General features: G+C 47.6%; 14 protein-coding genes. All 14 read right to left on the minus strand.

Features of this window, described 5'->3' with window-relative positions; all coding sequences use genetic code 11:
• Positions 1-58: 58 nt before the first annotated feature.
• Entirely contained in the window at positions 59-778 is a 720-nt protein-coding gene (locus tag HZS85_RS06430; protein WP_035407101.1) for a GntR family transcriptional regulator, read from the minus strand.
• 222 nt (positions 779-1,000) lie between these two features.
• The gene (locus HZS85_RS06435; RefSeq protein WP_214854465.1) at positions 1,001-2,014 is read right to left on the minus strand and encodes a BMP family lipoprotein; all 1,014 of its coding nucleotides are present in this window, start codon (positions 2,012-2,014) and stop codon (positions 1,001-1,003) included.
• Between the two features lie 317 nt (positions 2,015-2,331).
• A complete protein-coding gene (locus HZS85_RS06440) occupies positions 2,332-4,479 on the minus strand; it encodes a DNA translocase FtsK (RefSeq protein ID WP_214854468.1) in 2,148 nt (715 codons plus the stop codon).
• A gap of 68 nt (positions 4,480-4,547) precedes the next feature.
• Positions 4,548-6,212 (minus strand): ribonuclease J, encoded by a 1,665-nt coding sequence (locus HZS85_RS06445; protein ID WP_023468670.1) that lies wholly within the window; start codon positions 6,210-6,212, stop codon positions 4,548-4,550.
• A 153-nt stretch (positions 6,213-6,365) separates the two neighbouring features.
• Positions 6,366-7,028 (minus strand): M15 family metallopeptidase, encoded by a 663-nt coding sequence (locus tag HZS85_RS06450; protein WP_251137859.1) that lies wholly within the window; start codon positions 7,026-7,028, stop codon positions 6,366-6,368.
• Positions 7,028-8,287 carry a lipid II:glycine glycyltransferase FemX gene (locus HZS85_RS06455; RefSeq protein WP_029342035.1) on the minus strand — a complete coding sequence of 420 codons (1,260 nt, stop codon included), beginning with the start codon at positions 8,285-8,287 and terminating at the stop codon, positions 7,028-7,030. Before HZS85_RS06455 ends, HZS85_RS06450 begins: the two co-directional genes overlap by 1 nt.
• Complete coding sequence (locus HZS85_RS06460; protein WP_214854471.1) at positions 8,284-9,747, minus strand: UDP-N-acetylmuramoyl-L-alanyl-D-glutamate--2,6-diaminopimelate ligase; 1,464 nt, start codon at positions 9,745-9,747, stop codon at positions 8,284-8,286. Before HZS85_RS06460 ends, HZS85_RS06455 begins: the two co-directional genes overlap by 4 nt.
• A gap of 59 nt (positions 9,748-9,806) precedes the next feature.
• Positions 9,807-11,039 (minus strand): M16 family metallopeptidase, encoded by a 1,233-nt coding sequence (locus HZS85_RS06465; protein WP_214854473.1) that lies wholly within the window; start codon positions 11,037-11,039, stop codon positions 9,807-9,809.
• Between the two features lie 74 nt (positions 11,040-11,113).
• Entirely contained in the window at positions 11,114-13,333 is a 2,220-nt protein-coding gene (gene pnp / locus HZS85_RS06470; protein WP_214854476.1) for a polyribonucleotide nucleotidyltransferase, read from the minus strand.
• A 138-nt stretch (positions 13,334-13,471) separates the two neighbouring features.
• Positions 13,472-13,741 carry a 30S ribosomal protein S15 gene (rpsO, locus tag HZS85_RS06475; RefSeq protein ID WP_023468676.1) on the minus strand — a complete coding sequence of 90 codons (270 nt, stop codon included), beginning with the start codon at positions 13,739-13,741 and terminating at the stop codon, positions 13,472-13,474.
• Between the two features lie 123 nt (positions 13,742-13,864).
• On the minus strand, positions 13,865-14,794 hold the full coding sequence (locus HZS85_RS06480; RefSeq protein ID WP_214854479.1) for a bifunctional riboflavin kinase/FAD synthetase: 930 nt from the start codon (positions 14,792-14,794) through the stop codon (positions 13,865-13,867).
• 16 nt (positions 14,795-14,810) lie between these two features.
• Positions 14,811-15,719: a tRNA pseudouridine(55) synthase TruB gene (truB, locus tag HZS85_RS06485; RefSeq protein ID WP_214854482.1), complete on the minus strand. Its 909-nt coding sequence runs from the start codon at positions 15,717-15,719 to the stop codon at positions 14,811-14,813.
• A 50-nt stretch (positions 15,720-15,769) separates the two neighbouring features.
• Positions 15,770-16,111: a 30S ribosome-binding factor RbfA gene (gene rbfA, locus HZS85_RS06490; protein ID WP_023468679.1), complete on the minus strand. Its 342-nt coding sequence runs from the start codon at positions 16,109-16,111 to the stop codon at positions 15,770-15,772.
• 39 nt (positions 16,112-16,150) lie between these two features.
• Complete coding sequence (infB, locus tag HZS85_RS06495; RefSeq protein ID WP_251137860.1) at positions 16,151-18,322, minus strand: translation initiation factor IF-2; 2,172 nt, start codon at positions 18,320-18,322, stop codon at positions 16,151-16,153.
• Between the last annotated feature and the right edge of the window lie 7 nt (positions 18,323-18,329).

Genomic DNA, 18,329 nt, shown 5'->3' on the forward strand with positions numbered 1-18,329 from the left:
GGAGCGTTACGTAGGTTTTGACGGGAAGCGCTTTCAGTATTCATCCTAAAACCATGGCTCACACACGTTTACGGATGACGTGGAAATCGAACTTATCTGCTCGGAAATAGTTCGCTGAAAAAAGAACGGAACGGTCGAGCTCATCATAATGCGTCTGACGCAAAGCGAGCAGAGGTTGGTCCGTATGTAATTGTTCAGCGATTTTCGGATCAATACGCGGCTCGATATGCGTCACAGCATGTGTGACACGTCGTCCGAGTTCTTTTTCTAAAGCATCAAACAATGATGTCGAAGAGGTGAACTGCTCTTCATTTTTAATATAATGGCTTGGAATCTTATCGATACAATAGACGACAGGAACATCTCCTGCGAGTCGGATTCGTTCGATTCGATATACCAATTCATCCGGACCAAGTTGAAAGCGTTCTCGGTCGCGCTCAGTCGGTTGGACCATCTCGGATGATAGTACTTCTGAGGTCGGAATCATGCCTGCGCGCGCGATCATCTCTGTCACGCTGTATAACTCCTCGATACCAGAAGTAAACGGTGGTCTTGCATTGATAAACGTACCGACACCGTGTTTACGGATGACAATGTTCTCATCTTCAAGAATTCGTAATGCCTCTCGAAGAGTAGCTCGACTGACGCCAAGTTGCTTTGAAAGTTCAAACTCTGAAGGGAGCTTCTCGCCTTCCTTGTAAACGCCGTCATCGATGTCTGACTTGATTTTTTCAATCACACGTAAATAAAGCAAACGATGATCTAGTTTAATCGACATGACGCATCTCCATCCTCTATCTAGTTGTAACCAGTGCTCAGACTTCTGACGTATGAGAACTCCAGCCAAGATAAGTATATGATGCTTAACACAATCCTGCAATCATTTTGTAACAGGTTAGAAGTCTGACTTCTGGCGCTTTTGTAACCCTTTTCATAACGTAATCAATAATGGAAGAAAATAGGGCATTCTACCTAAGAATGCCCTTTATCTTTTCAACGCTTATTGCTCAGGTACTTCGATTTTCCCTGAAACGACAGCCGCTTTTGCTTTCTCAAGCGCAGTCATCGTCTTTTTCGAGATTTTTTCAGATGGGACGATATCAACGCCGTCTTCTTTCAGACCATAACGAACCGTTTTACCACCTTCGAGTTTTCCATCTTTCGCTGCGTTAGCTGTATCTTCAACTGCGCGGTCGACACGTTTGATGACCGATGTTAACGTCACGTCTTCCGGCATACCTTCTTCTTTTTGATCACGGTCGACACCGATGACCGATACATCTTCTCCATTTTTCTTACGGTTCTTCGCTTCTGTGAAGACACCATTTCCTGTACCGCCTGCTGCTGGGAAGATGATATCCGCTCCTTTACCGTACATGCCGGCTGCGATGGCTTGACCTTTTTCAGGTGCTGCGAAGTCCTCTGCGTACTGAACATCGATTTTGATTTTTGGATTGACGGATTTCGCTCCAGCTTCGAAACCAGCTCGGAACCGCTCGATGACTTCCATTTTCATGCCACCGACGAAACCGATGTGATCTTTTTTCGTCTCCATAGCAGCAACGATCCCTGCAAGATACGCCCCTTCATTTTCCTTAAATGTGATCGATGTGACGTTTTTCCCTTCAACGACATTATCAACGATTGCAAATCGTGTATCCTTGAATTGATCTGCTACGGTTTTAACATCTTCATTGAATGTATTCCCGATACCGAAAACGAGATCTTCTCCACCACGTGCAAGACGTGACAAGTTCGGTTGATAATCTTGTTGTGATTTAGACTGTAAATAAGAGAACCCTTCATTTTGCTTGAGTTTGTTATCTTTACCGTACGCTTGCAGACCTTCCCAAGCTGATTGGTTGAACGATTTATCATCGATTCCACCTTTATCCGCTACCATAGCGACAGAGAACTGATCTTTTTGGTCAGCTTTCTCACCTGAACCACCGCAGGCTGCAAGTCCAACTGTTGCTACTGACATCATCGATACGATTACCTGTTTTTTCTTCATATCATCCATCTCCTCTGCATTTATGAGAGCGCTTTCATTATCTATTTGTGAAAAAGTCGCTCCCAGCCCTCATGTTGAAGGTCGGTCACTCATATGTCTGAGTATGCCAAAAAAAATATTGAAAATCAACAGACGTCTGACAACTATTTTCATGAAAGCGATTTTATTTTATTTTTGTCTTTTTTCCTTCCTTTCATTTCTAATTTTCTTATCTCATATACGACTCCTGTGTCATTTTTTTGAGCACATTATACGCGCATCCATATATATCCATTATTTTAATAAAAAAGAATCACGGTGGATACCGTGATTCTTGATTAACGTCCCATGACGCGGCGTGGTTTTGATCCTTCAGAAGGACCAATCAGACCATTTTCTTCTAGAGCATCAATCAACCGGGCAGCTCGGTTGTAGCCGATACGATACTTTCGTTGAATCATCGACGTCGATGCCGTCTCTTGGGTCAGAATGAACTGGACGACCTCATCATAGAGTGAGTCATCGACCTCTGTTTCACCTTCAGGTACATCTTTTGGAATCATCGCTTCAACATACTGCGCTTTTTGTTGACTGATGACATGATTGACAACCTTCTCGACTTCTTCGTCTGATAAGAACGCACCTTGTACACGGACGGGTTTGTTCATGCCGTTACCGAGCAACAACATATCCCCTCGTCCAAGCAATTTATCAGCGCCTCCCGTATCAAGGATCGTCCGTGAATCCGTCGCACTCGACACACTGAAGGCGATACGTGACGGAATATTCGCTTTGATGACACCAGTGATGATATCAACACTTGGTCGCTGGGTCGCGATAACCATGTGAATCCCAGCTGCTCGCGCCATTTGTGCAAGTCGCATGATTGCATCTTCAACTTCATTTGACGCGACCATCATCAAGTCGGCTAACTCATCAACGATGACGACAATATACGGTAATCGTTGATGCACTTTTTCCTCTGCGTTCATCTTATCGATTAGTGCATTGTAGCCTTCGATGTTGCGCGCTCCGTTTTGACTGAAAATCTCATAACGACGTTCCATTTCCGAGACGACCTGTTTTAACGCCTGCGCCGCCTTTTTCGGATCGGTGACGACCGGTGCCAAAAGATGAGGAATACCGTTGTAGACGTTTAATTCGACCATTTTCGGGTCAATCATCATCAGGCGGACTTCATCCGGTCGAGCTCGCATCAAAATTGAGACGATCATCCCGTTAATGCAGACCGATTTACCGGAACCGGTCGAACCGGCAACTAAGACGTGTGGCATCTTATTCAGCTTTGCTGTCACCGTCTCACCAGAAATGCTTCGTCCGAGTGCGACGAGCAAACGATCATTGTCGGATTGAACGCTCTCCGCTCCTAACACTTCTCGAAGTGATACCATGGCGACTTCACGGTTTGGCACCTCGATTCCGACAGCCGCTTTACCAGGAATTGGTGCTTCGATTCGAATATCTTTCGCCGCTAACGCAAGCGCTAAATCATCGGCGAGTCCTGTGATTCGACTAAGCTTGATACCTTGTTTCGGTTCAATCTCATACTTCGTGACACTTGGTCCGAGATGAATCTTCAACACTTTCGCTCCGATCCCGAACGATTTTAAGGTCGCAATCAATTTCGTCGCATTATCCTTTAGTCGCTTATTCTCACCCGATAAGTCTTTGGACGTCGGCTCTGCTAATAAATCAAGCGACGGCAATTGATATCCGTCCGGTGTCTCCGTCATCGTCAGTGGTCCTTGTGTCTCCGCTGCTTGCGGTTCAACGTGATCCGTGAAGCCGATAATTGGAACGTCTTGAATGTTGACCGAAGGATCCTCTGCTTCCTGTTCCGTTTCGATCGGTTCCTCGACAGTTGCTGGTCGCAACGTCTTCGGTTTTTTCTCACGAACCGGTTTCGCTTTCAACTCTTTTTCGACACGAGGACGTGGTGTCCGTTCACGATTGCGAAACTCTTCTGCACGTTCCCGGAGCCCAAGCCACAGCTCACTATAAAACGATGGGCGTAGGATATGAACGGCCGTTCCGATGAAGAACAGACCAATCAAGAAGGCACCCGCGCTCGAAATATAATAAGCTGCGTTTTGATAGAGCCATCCATTGAGAATGCCACGCGGTGCTCCGAGCAATAGATCAATCCAGACGACTGAACCCATCAGTAACATCGACCATGCCCATTTCTGAGCACGCGACGCATTCGAGAGGAGTAAAAGTAGCACAGCACCGATTCCACCATATATTAAGGAACCGAACTGACCAATTAACCGCTCTCCTCCATCGGCTAGCGTCAGTCCGACTTTCCCGAACTCCCCGAAAGCGAGAACGAAAGCTAGTAATGAGACGATTGCGATGATGGTCGCATATGTACGATACGCAATCGGCTGACGTTGTTTCTTCGCTGCCGGTCGTTTCCGTGGCGGCGTTTTTTTTCGTACAGGTTTTCGTTTCGTCGTCGCCATACGTCATCCCTCCTGATAAAAAAACGGCTCAGTGGACCAGGTATTGGTCAATCTGAGCCGCTCGTTTGTTAAATCTCCATGATGATCGGAAGAATCATCGGGCGGCGTTTCGTCTGTTCATAGAGATAAGCACTCAGTTTATCTCGAATCAACGACTTCATCTCCGTCCAATCCAATTCTCCGTTTAATTTACCTTGTAGTTGTTTCGCGACGATTCGGTTCGCTTCGTTGATCATATCCTCTGATTCACGCATGTAGACGAATCCGCGTGAGATGATTTCCGGTCCCGAGACGATCGTTTTGTTTTTCCGGCTGATCGTAATGACACAAAGGACGACACCGTCTTGCGATAACAAGCGACGATCACGAAGAACGATGTTTCCGACATCCCCCACACCGATTCCGTCGATCAAGACGTTTCCAGCGTTCACTTTGCGCGACATCCGTGCTTTGCGCTTCTCGAACTCAACGACATCCCCATTCTCGATGATGAAGATATTGTTCGCATTGACGCCAACCGTCTGTGCGAGACGACTGTGTGCCTTTTGCATCCGGAATTCTCCGTGAATCGGTAGGAAGAATTTCGGTTTGATCAAGTTGAGCATTAGCTTCAGATCTTCTGCATGACCGTGACCGGACACGTGTACTTTCCGTTGGTTGTAAATGACATTCGCACCAGCACGGAATAAGAGATCGATCGTTTTCGAAACCGACTTTTCGTTACCTGGAATCGGCGAAGCCGCAACGACGACCGTATCGTTCAAGCGAATATTGACTTGCTTATGTGCGTTACGCGCCATTCGTGTCAAGGCTGCCATCGGCTCACCTTGCGATCCTGTCGTCAAGATGACGACTTGGTTATCATCGAGGCGATTGATGTCAGATAGATCAATCAATGTTTTCTGCTTGAAGCGTAAGTAATTCAAACGCTGTGCCACTTCAACGTTGTTGACCATGCTACGACCGACGACCGCTACTTTTCGATTGTTCGCTTCTGCTGCTGCAAATACTTGTTGTAGACGATGAATGTTCGAAGCGAATGAAGCTACAATCACACGACCCGGTGCCTCATAGATGACGTCGTTCAATTCAGAACCGACAATCGATTCTGACCCAGACATCCCTGGTCGCTCTGCATTCGTCGAGTCAGACAGCAAGCACAGTACGCCCCGTTGACCAATCGCTGCAATTTTCCCGAAATCCGCCTGTTTTCCATCGACTGGTGTGTAATCGAACTTGAAATCCCCCGTATGAACGATGGCACCTTGAGACGTTTGAATACAAACCCCAACTGCATCCGGAATCGAGTGGTTGACCCGGAAGAACGTAATAAAATGACCAGCAACGGTTAATTTCGTCTTGGCATCAATTGGACGAAGATCTGCCTTTTTCAATAAACCGGCTTCTTTTAATTTGTGTTCAATCAAACCGAGCGTCAAACGTGTTCCGTAAACAGGTACCTTCAAGTCACGCAAGACGTAACTGAGTGCCCCGATATGATCCTCGTGACCATGGGTAATGAAAATCCCTTGAATCCGCTCTTTGTTTTCTTTTAAATAACTGATGTCTGGAATGACTTTATCGATTCCAAGCATCTCATCTCCTGGGAACATTAACCCGGCATCGATGACGAAGATGTCCTCGTCGAGTTCGACGACGTACATGTTCTTACCGATCTCACCGGCGCCACCAAGAGCAAAGACGCTTACTTTTTCCGTCTTCTTCTTTGACACGACATGACCTCCTATAATTCATATTCACTTTTCGTGAGCCGTCCACTTATCACTATCACTATTCTAGCCGAATTTTCACAATCTGCCAACAATCGGACTAGGAAATCTAAAAAAAACGTCATTCCTGCCACATTACTCCAGGAATGACGTTAATCATGTATTCAACAAATCTTCGACTTCTTCTGTTCGTTTCGCTTTTTCCGAACGGCTTGGACGTTCACCAGCCTTCAGTTCGTCGAGCGAATACTCGAACGTCATCTCAAAATGAGGGTAATCGACGAATCGCTTCCAATCGCCTCCCCATTCGAAACCGAGTGCTTTCCCGATATCAGCGACTTCACGCCAATCACTTTTCCCTGACCGATTCCCATCATATTCAAGATCATACGAAATCTGTCCATTTACGAGTTGCACGAAATCAATTGCAAGTCCGTAGTTATGCATCGATTCACCGCCTCGTGCATTCGTGACGACTTCACCTGCCTCAGAACGCCCTTGTTCATAAAGCGCATTCTGTTGCTGGATCGAGCGGTACCCTTGCGTGATCTTGATATCGATATTGTAGCAAGAATGTGCCACACGGATCAGATCCTTTGCCCCTGCCTCGACAGCTGGATGGAGACGCTTCAGGTTCGCCTCGCTTGCATTGATCAAACGGTTTTCCCCTGCTACGTCTCGTGGGCAACTATCAATCCCGAGTTCCGGTTGGTCCATCAAAATCGTCGGCATCCGGTTCATGGATGCCGCAAGAAACAATCCAATCGCAAACATCGTCAATAAAAATACGATCCAACCGAAGATTGTTCCCCGTTTCATCAGCGGCGAAGCTTCTTCCGAAGTTTTTGTAGAATCGGTAACCCCGTCTCGAGCAACAGATAGAGCGGACGATTGAGTACATAATCGAACTCACCGATTTTTTCAATCATCCGGCTGCCCCAACCAGATTTAAAGGCGTAGAGTCCCGCGTAATGATCATCCGGGTCTGTTGAACCACTGACTCCACCGAAGTCATAGGAGAGCGCACCATGTTCTTTCGCATATTGCATCATCGTCCATTGCATCAAATGGTTCGGCATGAATTCCCGGTACTCGTTCGATGAGGCTCCATATAAGTAATAGGAACGACGACCAGCAAGCGTCAAAAGACCACCAGACAGGATGACACCGTTTGGATGTTTGGCAGCAATCGTCATCAGTTCCGTTTTCGACTTTTCTGCTTTTTCGATTTGTGCTGTCGTCTGCTCCAAGCGATTGTTTAAGCTTTTTAGCTTCTTCTCAGCCGTCTCTTTCTCAAGCTGACGGTGAATCTTCGAGAGTTCCTTATCGGCTTGAAGTAATAAGGCTTCCGTATTCTCAAGAGCACGTACGACATCAAGTTTCGTCAAAAACAAGACCGCATCACCCTTTGGATGGAGATGATCATACAGATTCTCGAAATAATCCAGACCGCGGATTGAAAAACCATCCCGTTCGCCCGTCTCGACCATCAGCTTCGCAAATGTCTTGAGTCCTTCACGATCCGCTTGTTCGCATACGATCCCTTTGCGTTCAGCAAGACGGACGTTGTAGCGGAACTTCGAATGAAAACCGTCGAAGATCTCTTTTTCTGTCCCTACAAGACTCGTCTCCATCGTAAAGCGTGGTTGCGCGTAGTCAAAACCGCCACCGAAGCCATTATGTTTGAAGCCAAGTCCTTGCATCTCCTGTAACAGACCTGGATATTCTTCCCGCTCGACGTTCGGATCGAATTTAATCGCAATCGCCTTCTGTTGTTTTGCGACACGTATCGCTTCATCACGAAGAGCACGAAGTGCGTCCGTATCCGTATAATCGACGACGAAACCGCGCGGTGCATAACAAAGCGTGAACGGTAGCTTCGGTACTTTCTTAAACAAGAGCAGACCAACTCCGGCAATCTCACCGGAAGCCGTTCCGACTGCGATCCGTTCATGTGTCCATCCTGTCGCGCTTTTGACTTCTCCCCATGCCGGAAGCTGAAGTAAGTCGCCTTTTGGATGTGTTTTTACGAATGTTTCAAATTGATCTATGGTTACAACGATTGGTTGATAAGTCACTTCTGTTCCTCCATTTGCCGTATCATCTCTTTGACGATGATTTCCTCATCGAGCGGGAATTTCTCATCCCCAATGATTTGATATTTTTCATGGCCCTTACCGGCTAAGATGACGATATTATCTGGTCGTGCGAGCCGTGCTGCGTAACGCACGGCCTCTTCCCGATCACCGATTTCAACGAACTGATCGTGGGTCATCCCTTTGGCGATGCCGGATGTAATTGACTCATATGCTTCATATCGTGGATCATCCGTCGTGATGACGACGGTTCCTGCGTAGGTCGAAGCCAGTTCGCCCATCTTCGGTCGTTTCGTCACGTCGCGGTTTCCACCTGTCCCGATCAGGAAGACGATCTTTTCCTTCGGTACGTCAACGAGTGCTTTCAGACACTGTTCAATGCCGTCAGGAGTATGCGCGTAGTCGACATATACGTTATATCCTTCGATTGGTAAGCGTTGCATCCGACCTTTTGCCGGACGGATTGCTGAAATCGCTCCTGCAATCGTCGTTAGGTCGTATCCGCAAGACAAGAGGATCCCTGTCGCAAGCAACAGATTGTAGACGTTAAAGCGACCGATGAAATTCGCCGTGACGTCGACTTGTTCTTCTTTGTACAGCATCGTGAACGTCGTTTGTTGAAGTGACTGTTCAATCGCCGTTGCTCGGAGGTCAGCTGCGTTGTCGATACCGTACGTCATGACACGAGCACCTGTCATCATTTCGTACAGTTCGCTCGTCGGATCATCGGCATTCAAGACCGCGACTTTCTCTGTCGACAACCGTTGTCCGAGCTGTGCGAATAACAATCCTTTGGCACGTGCATAGTTCTCAAACGTTTTGTGAAAATCGAGGTGATCATGCGTCAGATTCGTGAATCCCGCAATGTCGTAATCGACACCCGTTACTCGACCAAGCTCTAGTCCATGCGAAGAGACTTCCATGATGACGTCTTGGACATCTTCTTTATGCATTTGATGCAAAAATGCTTGTAATTCGGAGCTTTGTGGTGTCGTATTGCGACTTGGTACAACGCGGTCACCAATCTTGACTTCGACCGTTCCGATGATACCCGTTTTCCGACCAAGGTGCGCTAATATATCACGGACAATCGTCGTCGTCGTCGTTTTCCCGTTCGTTCCTGTAATACCAATCATCCGCATCTTTTCAGAAGGATAATCATAGAATTTGCCAGCCAATTCGGCAATGGCACGTGATGTACTACGAACGAGAATGACAGGAATCGACACATTGACCGGTTGTTCCGCAACGATTGCGACCGCTCCTTGTGCTTCTGCCTGTTTGGCATAGTCGTGTCCATCAACAGTATACCCTTTGATGGCGACGAACAATGTTCCCGGTTTAACATCCCGTGAATCGGTCGTGATGGACGTGACGTCCACTTCTACCATTCGTTCGATTTTTTGCGTCTGTATGACTTGAATCAGTTCAGCTAAATTCAACGGTATTCCTTCTTTCTCGACATCGTCATTTCATATGTTTCATCTATTCCGTTCTGCTGTCATGCTTCCTCTTCCTGGTCTGCCGGAAGAATATAGGCCTTTGCCGGTTCCTCCGAAAAGATGTGCTCAATCAGCCCTTCGATGTCCGATGGACGAATTCGTTCTACATCCGCTAGTACTTCTTCGAGTGACGGGTGACGATGCAGATGCAACTCATTTCGGGCATTTCGGTTCATATGGCTCGATGTGCCTTCGTTTCCTAAAATCAGAGAACCTTTTAGCTGTTCAATGCCATCTTCGAGTTCCTTAGCGGATAGTCCGTCCCGCTTCAAGCGATCAATCTCAGCAGCGAGAACCTGTTCGACCTCTTCGACTGATTCCGGAGACGTACCGACATAAATCGTGAACGTGCCATGATCGTCAAACGTCGTGTAATAGGAAAAGACTGAATAAGCAAGACCGCGTTCCTCTCGGATAGATTGGAACAAGCGACTCGACATCGTCGCACCGAATGCATTGTTGAGTAAGGCGAGGGCAGGCAATCGTGGATCAGCAGAAGGAATCGCACGGAAATTATAACAAATATGTGCCTGTTCCGTATCCTTTTCCTTACGAATCACACCATTTTGTAACCTTGGTGACGCTGTCTCACGGGTCTTCGATCGTGATTCGAGGATCGACATCCGCTCTTGAATCTGCGTAATCAACTCGTTTGAGACGTTTCCGGCAACGGAAATGACGATTTGATCCGGAGCATATGCTTCTTCGAGATATCGTCCGATCATCGTTCGATCAATCCGAAGCACACTCTCTTCCGTTCCAAGAATCGGTCGAGCCATGACATCCTCTCCGTAAGCCGCAACAGCTAATAACTCATGGACGAGATCATCTGGTGTGTCATCGTACATTTTAATCTCTTCAATGACGACCTTTTTCTCTTTTTCCAGTTCATCCGCGTCAAACGTCGATTCGAGGAACATATCCGCCAATACGTGAAAGGCTTCACCTGCATGTTCATCTAATGTCTTGACGTAATAACACGTTTGATCCTTACTCGTGAACGCATTAATATTTCCACCAAGTCGGTCAAAATAAACTGCAATCTCTTTTGCCGTATGGCGTTTTGTTCCTTTGAACATCATATGCTCGATGAGATGACTGATCCCATGCTCCTCGATCTGTTCCGTCCGACTTCCTGCTTGAATGAAGATTCCGGTCGCGACGCTGCGTGCTTCTGGCATCCGTTCAACGATTAGTCGAACCCCGTTTTCTAGTTGTATCCGTTCGATCATAGTAATTCCTCCAAATATAGGAAACAAGGTGGCTCTCGTTGCATTCTCTGCACCGTCGAGCCACCTTGGATTCATTAGTTACGACGTGGTGGACGTTGTCCGTCACGTGGTGGGCGTGAACCCTGATCCCGGCGTGGCGGGCGGTTCTCACGCTCTGTCTTTTTCTTTTCTTCGTATGCGGCACGGTCTTCTTCGCTTAATCCTTCGACGAGCAGGACTTTGTGCGACGCGTTAACGCGTCCTTTGTCATCGATTTCTGTGACACGGACTTTTAGCTTATCTCCAAGTTTAACGACATCTTCCGTTTGACCAACACGGTCAAGTGCGAGTTCCGAGATGTGGACGAGTGCGTCTTTTCCTTTGAACAATTCAACGAATGCACCGAATTTCTCAACGCGACGGACCGTTCCATCGAACTCTTCCCCGACGACGACTTCACGGACGATATCTTCGATCAATTGACGGGCACGATCGATGCCAGCTTGATCCGTCGAAGCGATAAAGACTGTTCCGTCTTGATCGATGTCGATCTTAACGCCTGTCTCATCAATGATACCGTTGATGACTTTACCACCAGGTCCGATGACATCACGGATTTTATCTGGATTGATTTTAAGTGTGACGATTTTCGGCGCGTATTGCGACAATTCGACACGCGGTTCAGCAATGACAGATTGCATATGCTCAAGAATATGCAGACGACCAAGACGTGCTTGTTCAAGTGCTTCTTCAAGAATTTGACGCGTGATTCCGCCAATTTTCATATCCATTTGCAAAGCTGTGACACCTTCGTGAGTTCCAGCGACTTTAAAGTCCATATCTCCGAGATGATCTTCCATCCCTTGGATATCTGTCAAGATCGAGTAATTTTCGCCTTCCATGATCAAGCCCATCGCGATACCAGCGACAGGTGCTTTTAATGGAACACCCGCATCCATCATGGCAAGGATCGAACCACAGATGGAAGCCTGTGATGAAGAACCGTTCGACTCAAGGACTTCTGACACGAGACGAATCGTGTACGGGAAATCAACTTCATTCGGTAGAACTGGTAAAAGTGCGCGTTCTCCGAGTGCCCCGTGACCAATTTCACGACGACCTGGTGCACGCATCGGACGTGCTTCCCCAACTGAGAATGGTGGGAAGTTATAATGGTGCATGAAACGTTTCTCTTCCTTCAGACCAAGTCCATCAATGATTTGAGCGTCAGCTGCAACACCGAGTGTCGCAACAGACAAGACTTGTGTCTGACCGCGTGTGAACAAACCTGAACCGTGCGCACGTGGTAAGAGACCGACTTCTGAATCAAGTGGACGGATCTCAGCAAGACCACGACCATCTGGACGAACTTTGTCTTCCGTGATGAGGCGACGGACTTCGTCTTTGACGAACTTGTTGAGAACGCCTGATACTTCTGCCAATTGTTCTGCTGTGACGGACTCGTCAGCTGCATACAACTCGATGTATTTTGCGATGACTTCGTTGATGGCAACGTCACGTGCTTGTTTTTCTTCGACTTGAACTGCTTGTGTGACTTCTGCCAATGCTTCTGCTTTCAGGCGATTGACGATTGTCTCATCGAAGCTTGATACCGTATATTCGAACTTCTCTTTACCGACTTGTGCGACGATTTCTTCTTGGAACGCGATCATTTCCTTGATGACATCGTGTCCGAGCAAGATCGCTTCAAGCATTGCTTGTTCCGATACTTCCTTCGCACCTGCTTCAACCATGTTGACGGCATGTTTTGTTCCGGCAACTTGAAGGTCGATGTCGCTGACTTCCATTTGCGCTGAAGTCGGGTTCACGACGAATTCTCCGTCAACGCGACCGATCGTCACGCCTGCGATTGGACCGTCGAATGGAATATCCGAGATCGAAAGCGCAATCGAAGCCCCGATCATCGCAGCGACTTCTGGTGAATTGTCAGCATCTGACGAAAGAACCGTCGTCGCCACTTGAACGTCGTGACGGAAACCGTCCGGGAATAATGGACGGATTGGACGGTCGATCAGACGCGAAGTCAAGATCGCACTCTCTCCAGGACGTCCTTCACGTTTGAGGAATCCACCTGGGATTTTCCCTGCCGCATATAATTTTTCTTCATAGTTCACTGTTAATGGGAAGAAATCTAAGTCCTTCGGTTGTTTTGATGCAACGACCGTAGCAAGAACGGCTGTATCGCCGTAACGAATCAATGCTGCTCCGTTCGCTTGTTTTGCTAATTGACCGATTTCAATCGTTAATGGACGTCCACCGAGTTCGGTCGAAAACGTCTGTTTTGTTTGTGACATGCACAAATCTCCTCTCACTGCTATCCGTTTTTTCATTCAAATCTAATTATGTAGGTTCTTGCGCAAAAAGTCCATGAATCGGCAAAAAAAAGAAACAGGAGACGATGCTCCTGCTTCCCTACCTCGTTCTCGTCGGGATTAGCGACGGAGACCAAGACGCTCGATCAACGAACGGTAACGTGCAACATCCTTGTTACGAAGGTATGTGAGCAAGTTACGGCGACGACCGACCATTTTCAAGAGACCACGACGTGAGTGGTGATCCTTTTTGTGTGTACGTAAGTGATCGTTCAAAGTTGTGATCTGTTCAGTTAAAACAGCAACTTGTACTTCCGGCGAACCAGTATCGCCTTGTTTCGTAGCATATGCTTCGATGATTTCGTTTTTACGTTCTTTTGTGAGTGCCATTGTCACTCCACCTCCATCTTATGAATGACCGTATTCCCGAGCATCGGATGGTGAGACCAGATGCCAAGTGAATCGGCTGTACGTGATCGTACTGACCTATCATAACGAACCCTGTCCGTACTGTCAAACGCTTAATTGTACCTTTGCTTCTTCGCGGTCCCGTGCCAATTGTTCTTTCAATTGATCGATACCGTTGAAGGCTTTTTCATCGCGTAAGTAAGCAATCCATTCAAGCGTCAATTCTTGACCATAAAGATCCTCATCAAAGTCAAGAAGATGCGTCTCGATGCTGACCTCTCCCGTCTCATAGAACGTCGGGCGTCTGCCGACGTTCGTCATCGCCTTGAACCGACGACCGTCTGCTAGGCGAACGAATGTCGCATACACCCCGAGTTTTGGAATGACGTAGGCAAAATCTGGGCGCATGTTCGCTGTCGGGAAGCCAATTTGTCGACCGCGTGCGTCACCGTGAATGATCGTGCCTTTGATTTGGTAAGGTTCTCCAAGCAAACATGCAGCCGGTTCGACTTCTCCTGCAGCAAGTAAACGACGAATCCGGGTTGAGCTGATCTTTTCAGCTTCTTCTTGGAATTCTGCTACGACGGTATGCGTAAATGTGCCACGACTATGAAAATCAAGCGTCGCCATTTTGCCGGCTCCGAAACGACCGTAGGAATAATCGAATCCAGCAACGACGTGTTCTGCTCCAGACGCAATCAGATATTCGTCGACGAACGCTTGCGGTGATAATTCCGAGAAAGGAATCGTAAACTCAATCACATAAACACGATCTACACCAAGCTGCTCGAGTTTCTCTAATTTACGTTCAAGCGGTGTGATGTAGTGGACTGGTTCATCCCCTTTACCAAGCACTTGTTTCGGATGGGGATCAAAGGTCATGATAGCCAAGGGCAGGCGACGAGCCTCCGCCTCTTTCCGTGCTGCTGCGATGACTTGCTGATGTCCGAGATGTACACCGTCAAAAAAGCCGAGTGCGATGACAGCAGGGTCTTTTTGAGGTTGTTCCGGATATGTTAAATGTATGATGTCCATGATGCTCTCTCCGATCTTAATCGATTTGTAGCATGACCTCGACGCGTGCTACCTGTTCTTCTGGAAGACGTCGATATAGCGCTAAAGGTACGTCTTCTTCATTATAGACAGTAAACAGCTCGAATTCGACTGGAATGCTTGTTAGCTTTGCTCCGTTCAAGACCCGTTGCGCTGTTGACGCATCGACCGTCAAGCGTGGCCATTTTTGGATGACGTGTTCGATCGGTAGGACGTGTTGCATCCGTTCTTCGACTGTCTCATACGATTCGAGTGTCTCAAGAGTCACTGTATCCGTCTCAGCAATCGCACCAGAGCCTGTCCGGCGTAGTTCACTCATGTGTGCCGCGTAACCAAGTCGTTCTCCGATTTCTACTGCTAATGTCCGGATATACGTCCCTTTTCCACATGCAATATCGAGGCGGAAGCGACAAAGACCATCTTCGAACACAAGGGCCGATGTCCGCTCTAATCGATCGATGCGGACGATTCGTGTCGGTCGTTCGACTTCAATGCCTTTTCGGGCATATTCATATAATTTTTTCCCATTCACTTTAACAGCTGAATAATACGGTGGCGTCTGCTCGATCTCTCCTGTCAATTGAGTCAAGATGTCCTCAATTGCTTCCTCGGTAATAGTTCCCGGTTCAACCGCTGTTTCGCGAACTGTTTCCCCGTGCGCATCTTCCGTCGTCGTTGCAAAGCCAATCGTCACTTCCGCCGCGTAGCGCTTTCCTTCATCCGTGATGAAGCGGGCAAGCTTCGTCGCTCGACCGAGACAAATCGGTAAGACACCCGTTACTTCCGGATCAAGCGTACCTGTATGTCCGACTTTTTTCGTCTGAAACAAGCGACGTAGACGAAAGACACAATCATGACTCGTCATACCCGCTGGTTTATCTAACGGTAATACTCCGATGGGTTCCACGTTATTTCCTCCTTGAAAAAAGGCAACCACACACGTGGTTGCCTTAGATGTTAATCTTTGTTCAAATTCCGAAGCAACTCATCAATGCGTGATCCGTATTCGACAGAAGAATCGACCTCGAACAATAATTCAGGTGTTTTTCGTAGACGAATCCGCGATCCGATTTCCTTGCGCATGAAGCCTTTTGATTTTTCAAGACCGATGCGCGCATCCTCACGTGCTTTTTCGTCACCGAGGACCGAATAGAAGATCGTCGCTTGTTGCAAGTCTCCTGTCACTTCGACACCTGTGACGGTAATCGGCTTGACGCGTGGATCCTTGACATCTTTGATGAGCAGTTGCGTAATTTCCTTACGCACCTGTTCGGCGACACGATTCGAGCGTAAACTCATGTTTGTTCCCTCCAGTTCGGAAGAATGGATTCCGTTCTGTTACTTCCGTTTGACTTCTTCCATGATGAACGCTTCGATGACATCATCGACTTTTACGTCATCATAACGTTCGATCTTAATACCACATTCGTAACCAGCAGCGACTTCTTTGACATCATCTTTGAAGCGGCGAAGTGTGTCGAGTTTTCCTTCGTAGATGACGATGCTGTCACGAACGACACGGACGCCTGCATCACGCGTCAACTTACCTTCCGTGACATATCCACCTGCGATCGTACCGACTTTCGATACTTTGATGACATCGCGGACTTCAGCTTGACCGATGATTTTCTCGACGAATTCAGGATCAAGGAGACCTTTCATCGCTTGCTCGATTTCTTCAATCGCGTTATAGATGATCCGGTGAAGACGAATTTCGACTTTCTCCTGATCTGCCATTGATTTTGCGTTACCATCCGGACGAACGTTGAATCCGATGATGATCGCATTTGCTGCTGAGGCGAGGATGACGTCACCTTCCGTGATCGCACCAACACCTGAATGTACGATGTTAATTTTAACACCTTCGACATCAATTTTCTTCAATGAACCGGCTAAGGCTTCAACTGAACCTTGAACATCACCTTTGATGATGATGTTGAGATCCTTGACTTCGCCTTCTTTGATGCGGTCGAAGAGATCTTCTAAGCTGACTTTCGCTGAATCGCGACGTTGTGCTTCGATTTCACGTTGGTAACGTGCTTCACCGATTTGGCGTGCTTTTTTCTCATCTTCGAACGCGAAGAATTGATCACCCGCTTTCGGGACATCGTTCAAACCTGTAATTTCGATTGGCGTCGATGGTCCGACTTCTTTGACACGACGACCGATATCGTTGACCATTGCCCGGATACGACCGAACGTGTGACCGACGACGATTGGATCCCCAACACGAAGTGTCCCGTGTTGTACGAGAAGCGTCGCGACTGGACCGCGTCCTTTATCGAGTTTCGCCTCGATGACTGTTCCGCGACCGTTCATTTCTGGTGTTGATTTGTATTCTTGTACTTCTGAAACGAGAAGAATCATTTCGAGCAATTCATCGATGCCGTCACCTTTAAGTGCTGAAACGGGTACGAAGATCGTATCGCCACCCCAGTCCTCTGCAACGAGTTCGAACTCTGTCAATTCTTGTTTGACACGGTCTGGGTTTGCGCCTTCTTTATCCATCTTGTTGACAGCAACGATGATTGGAACGCCAGCTGCTTTCGCGTGGCTGATCGCTTCTTCCGTCTGTGGCATGACACCGTCATCCGCTGCAACGACGATGATCGCGATATCCGTGACATCTGCTCCACGTGCACGCATCGTCGTGAACGCCGCGTGACCTGGTGTATCAAGGAACGTAATTTTCTTGCCGTCGATCTCAACTTGGTAAGCACCGATGTGCTGTGTGATCCCGCCAGCTTCGCCTGCAGTGACCTTCGTGTTACGAATCGAATCAAGCAATGTCGTTTTACCGTGGTCAACGTGTCCCATGATCGTAACGACCGGTGGACGCTCAGACAATTCGTACTGGTCGAGATTCAATTCGTACTGATCAAAGTCCGTCTCATCGACTTGGACTGTCTTCTCGACTTCAAAGCCGAACTCTGTCGCGAGAAGTTCCACTGTCTCGTCATCAAGATCTTGGTTGATGTTCGCCATGACACCGAGACCCATCAATTTCATGATCAGTTCATTCGGTTTTTTCGCCATTTTTTCAGCGAGTTCACCGACTGTCAAGTTGTCAGAGTATTGAACGACGTTTGCCATCGCCTCTTCTTGTGCACGGCGAGCAGCTTTACGTTGACTCGACTTCGAGTTCGGATCCGCTACTTCAAGTTTACGCGGTTCTGCTTTCTTTTGGTTCGGACGACGTTTGCCGCCACGGTTGTTACGGTTGCCGAATTCTGGGCGTCCGCCTTTGCTGTTACGTGATTGGTTACCTGCTGGTTTGTTTGTACTTCCTGGTCGGTTCGGTTTATTATCTGATTTCACTTGTTTTGGAGCCTCCGTCTTTTGAGCCCGATATTTCTCGGGATTAAATACTTGATCGAGTTGCTGTACTGTCTGTTCATCTAATACTGCCATATGATTCTTGACTGGTTTCTCCAGCTTTTCAAGCTGGGTGATGACCTGCTTACTTGTTACATTTTGTTCCTTGGCGAATTCGTATACACGTTTACCCAAAGGATCC

The organism is Exiguobacterium sp. s130, assembly GCF_018619055.1.
In the GTDB taxonomy this organism is placed as follows: domain Bacteria; phylum Bacillota; class Bacilli; order Exiguobacteriales; family Exiguobacteriaceae; genus Exiguobacterium_A.

What these genes read in the sequence shown, in the direction of transcription:
- HZS85_RS06430 (WP_035407101.1), bottom strand. Translation starts at nt 778, where the DNA reads ATGTCGATTAAACTAGATCATCGTTTGCTTTATTTACGTGTGATTGAA.
- HZS85_RS06435 (WP_214854465.1), bottom strand. Translation starts at nt 2,014, where the DNA reads ATGAAGAAAAAACAGGTAATCGTATCGATGATGTCAGTAGCAACAGTT.
- HZS85_RS06440 (WP_214854468.1), bottom strand. Translation starts at nt 4,479, where the DNA reads ATGGCGACGACGAAACGAAAACCTGTACGAAAAAAAACGCCGCCACGG.
- HZS85_RS06450 (WP_251137859.1), bottom strand. Translation starts at nt 7,028, where the DNA reads ATGAAACGGGGAACAATCTTCGGTTGGATCGTATTTTTATTGACGATG.
- HZS85_RS06465 (WP_214854473.1), bottom strand. Translation starts at nt 11,039, where the DNA reads ATGATCGAACGGATACAACTAGAAAACGGGGTTCGACTAATCGTTGAA.
- pnp (WP_214854476.1), bottom strand. Translation starts at nt 13,333, where the DNA reads ATGTCACAAACAAAACAGACGTTTTCGACCGAACTCGGTGGACGTCCA.
- rpsO (WP_023468676.1), bottom strand. Translation starts at nt 13,741, where the DNA reads ATGGCACTCACAAAAGAACGTAAAAACGAAATCATCGAAGCATATGCT.
- HZS85_RS06480 (WP_214854479.1), bottom strand. Translation starts at nt 14,794, where the DNA reads ATGGACATCATACATTTAACATATCCGGAACAACCTCAAAAAGACCCT.
- rbfA (WP_023468679.1), bottom strand. Translation starts at nt 16,111, where the DNA reads ATGAGTTTACGCTCGAATCGTGTCGCCGAACAGGTGCGTAAGGAAATT.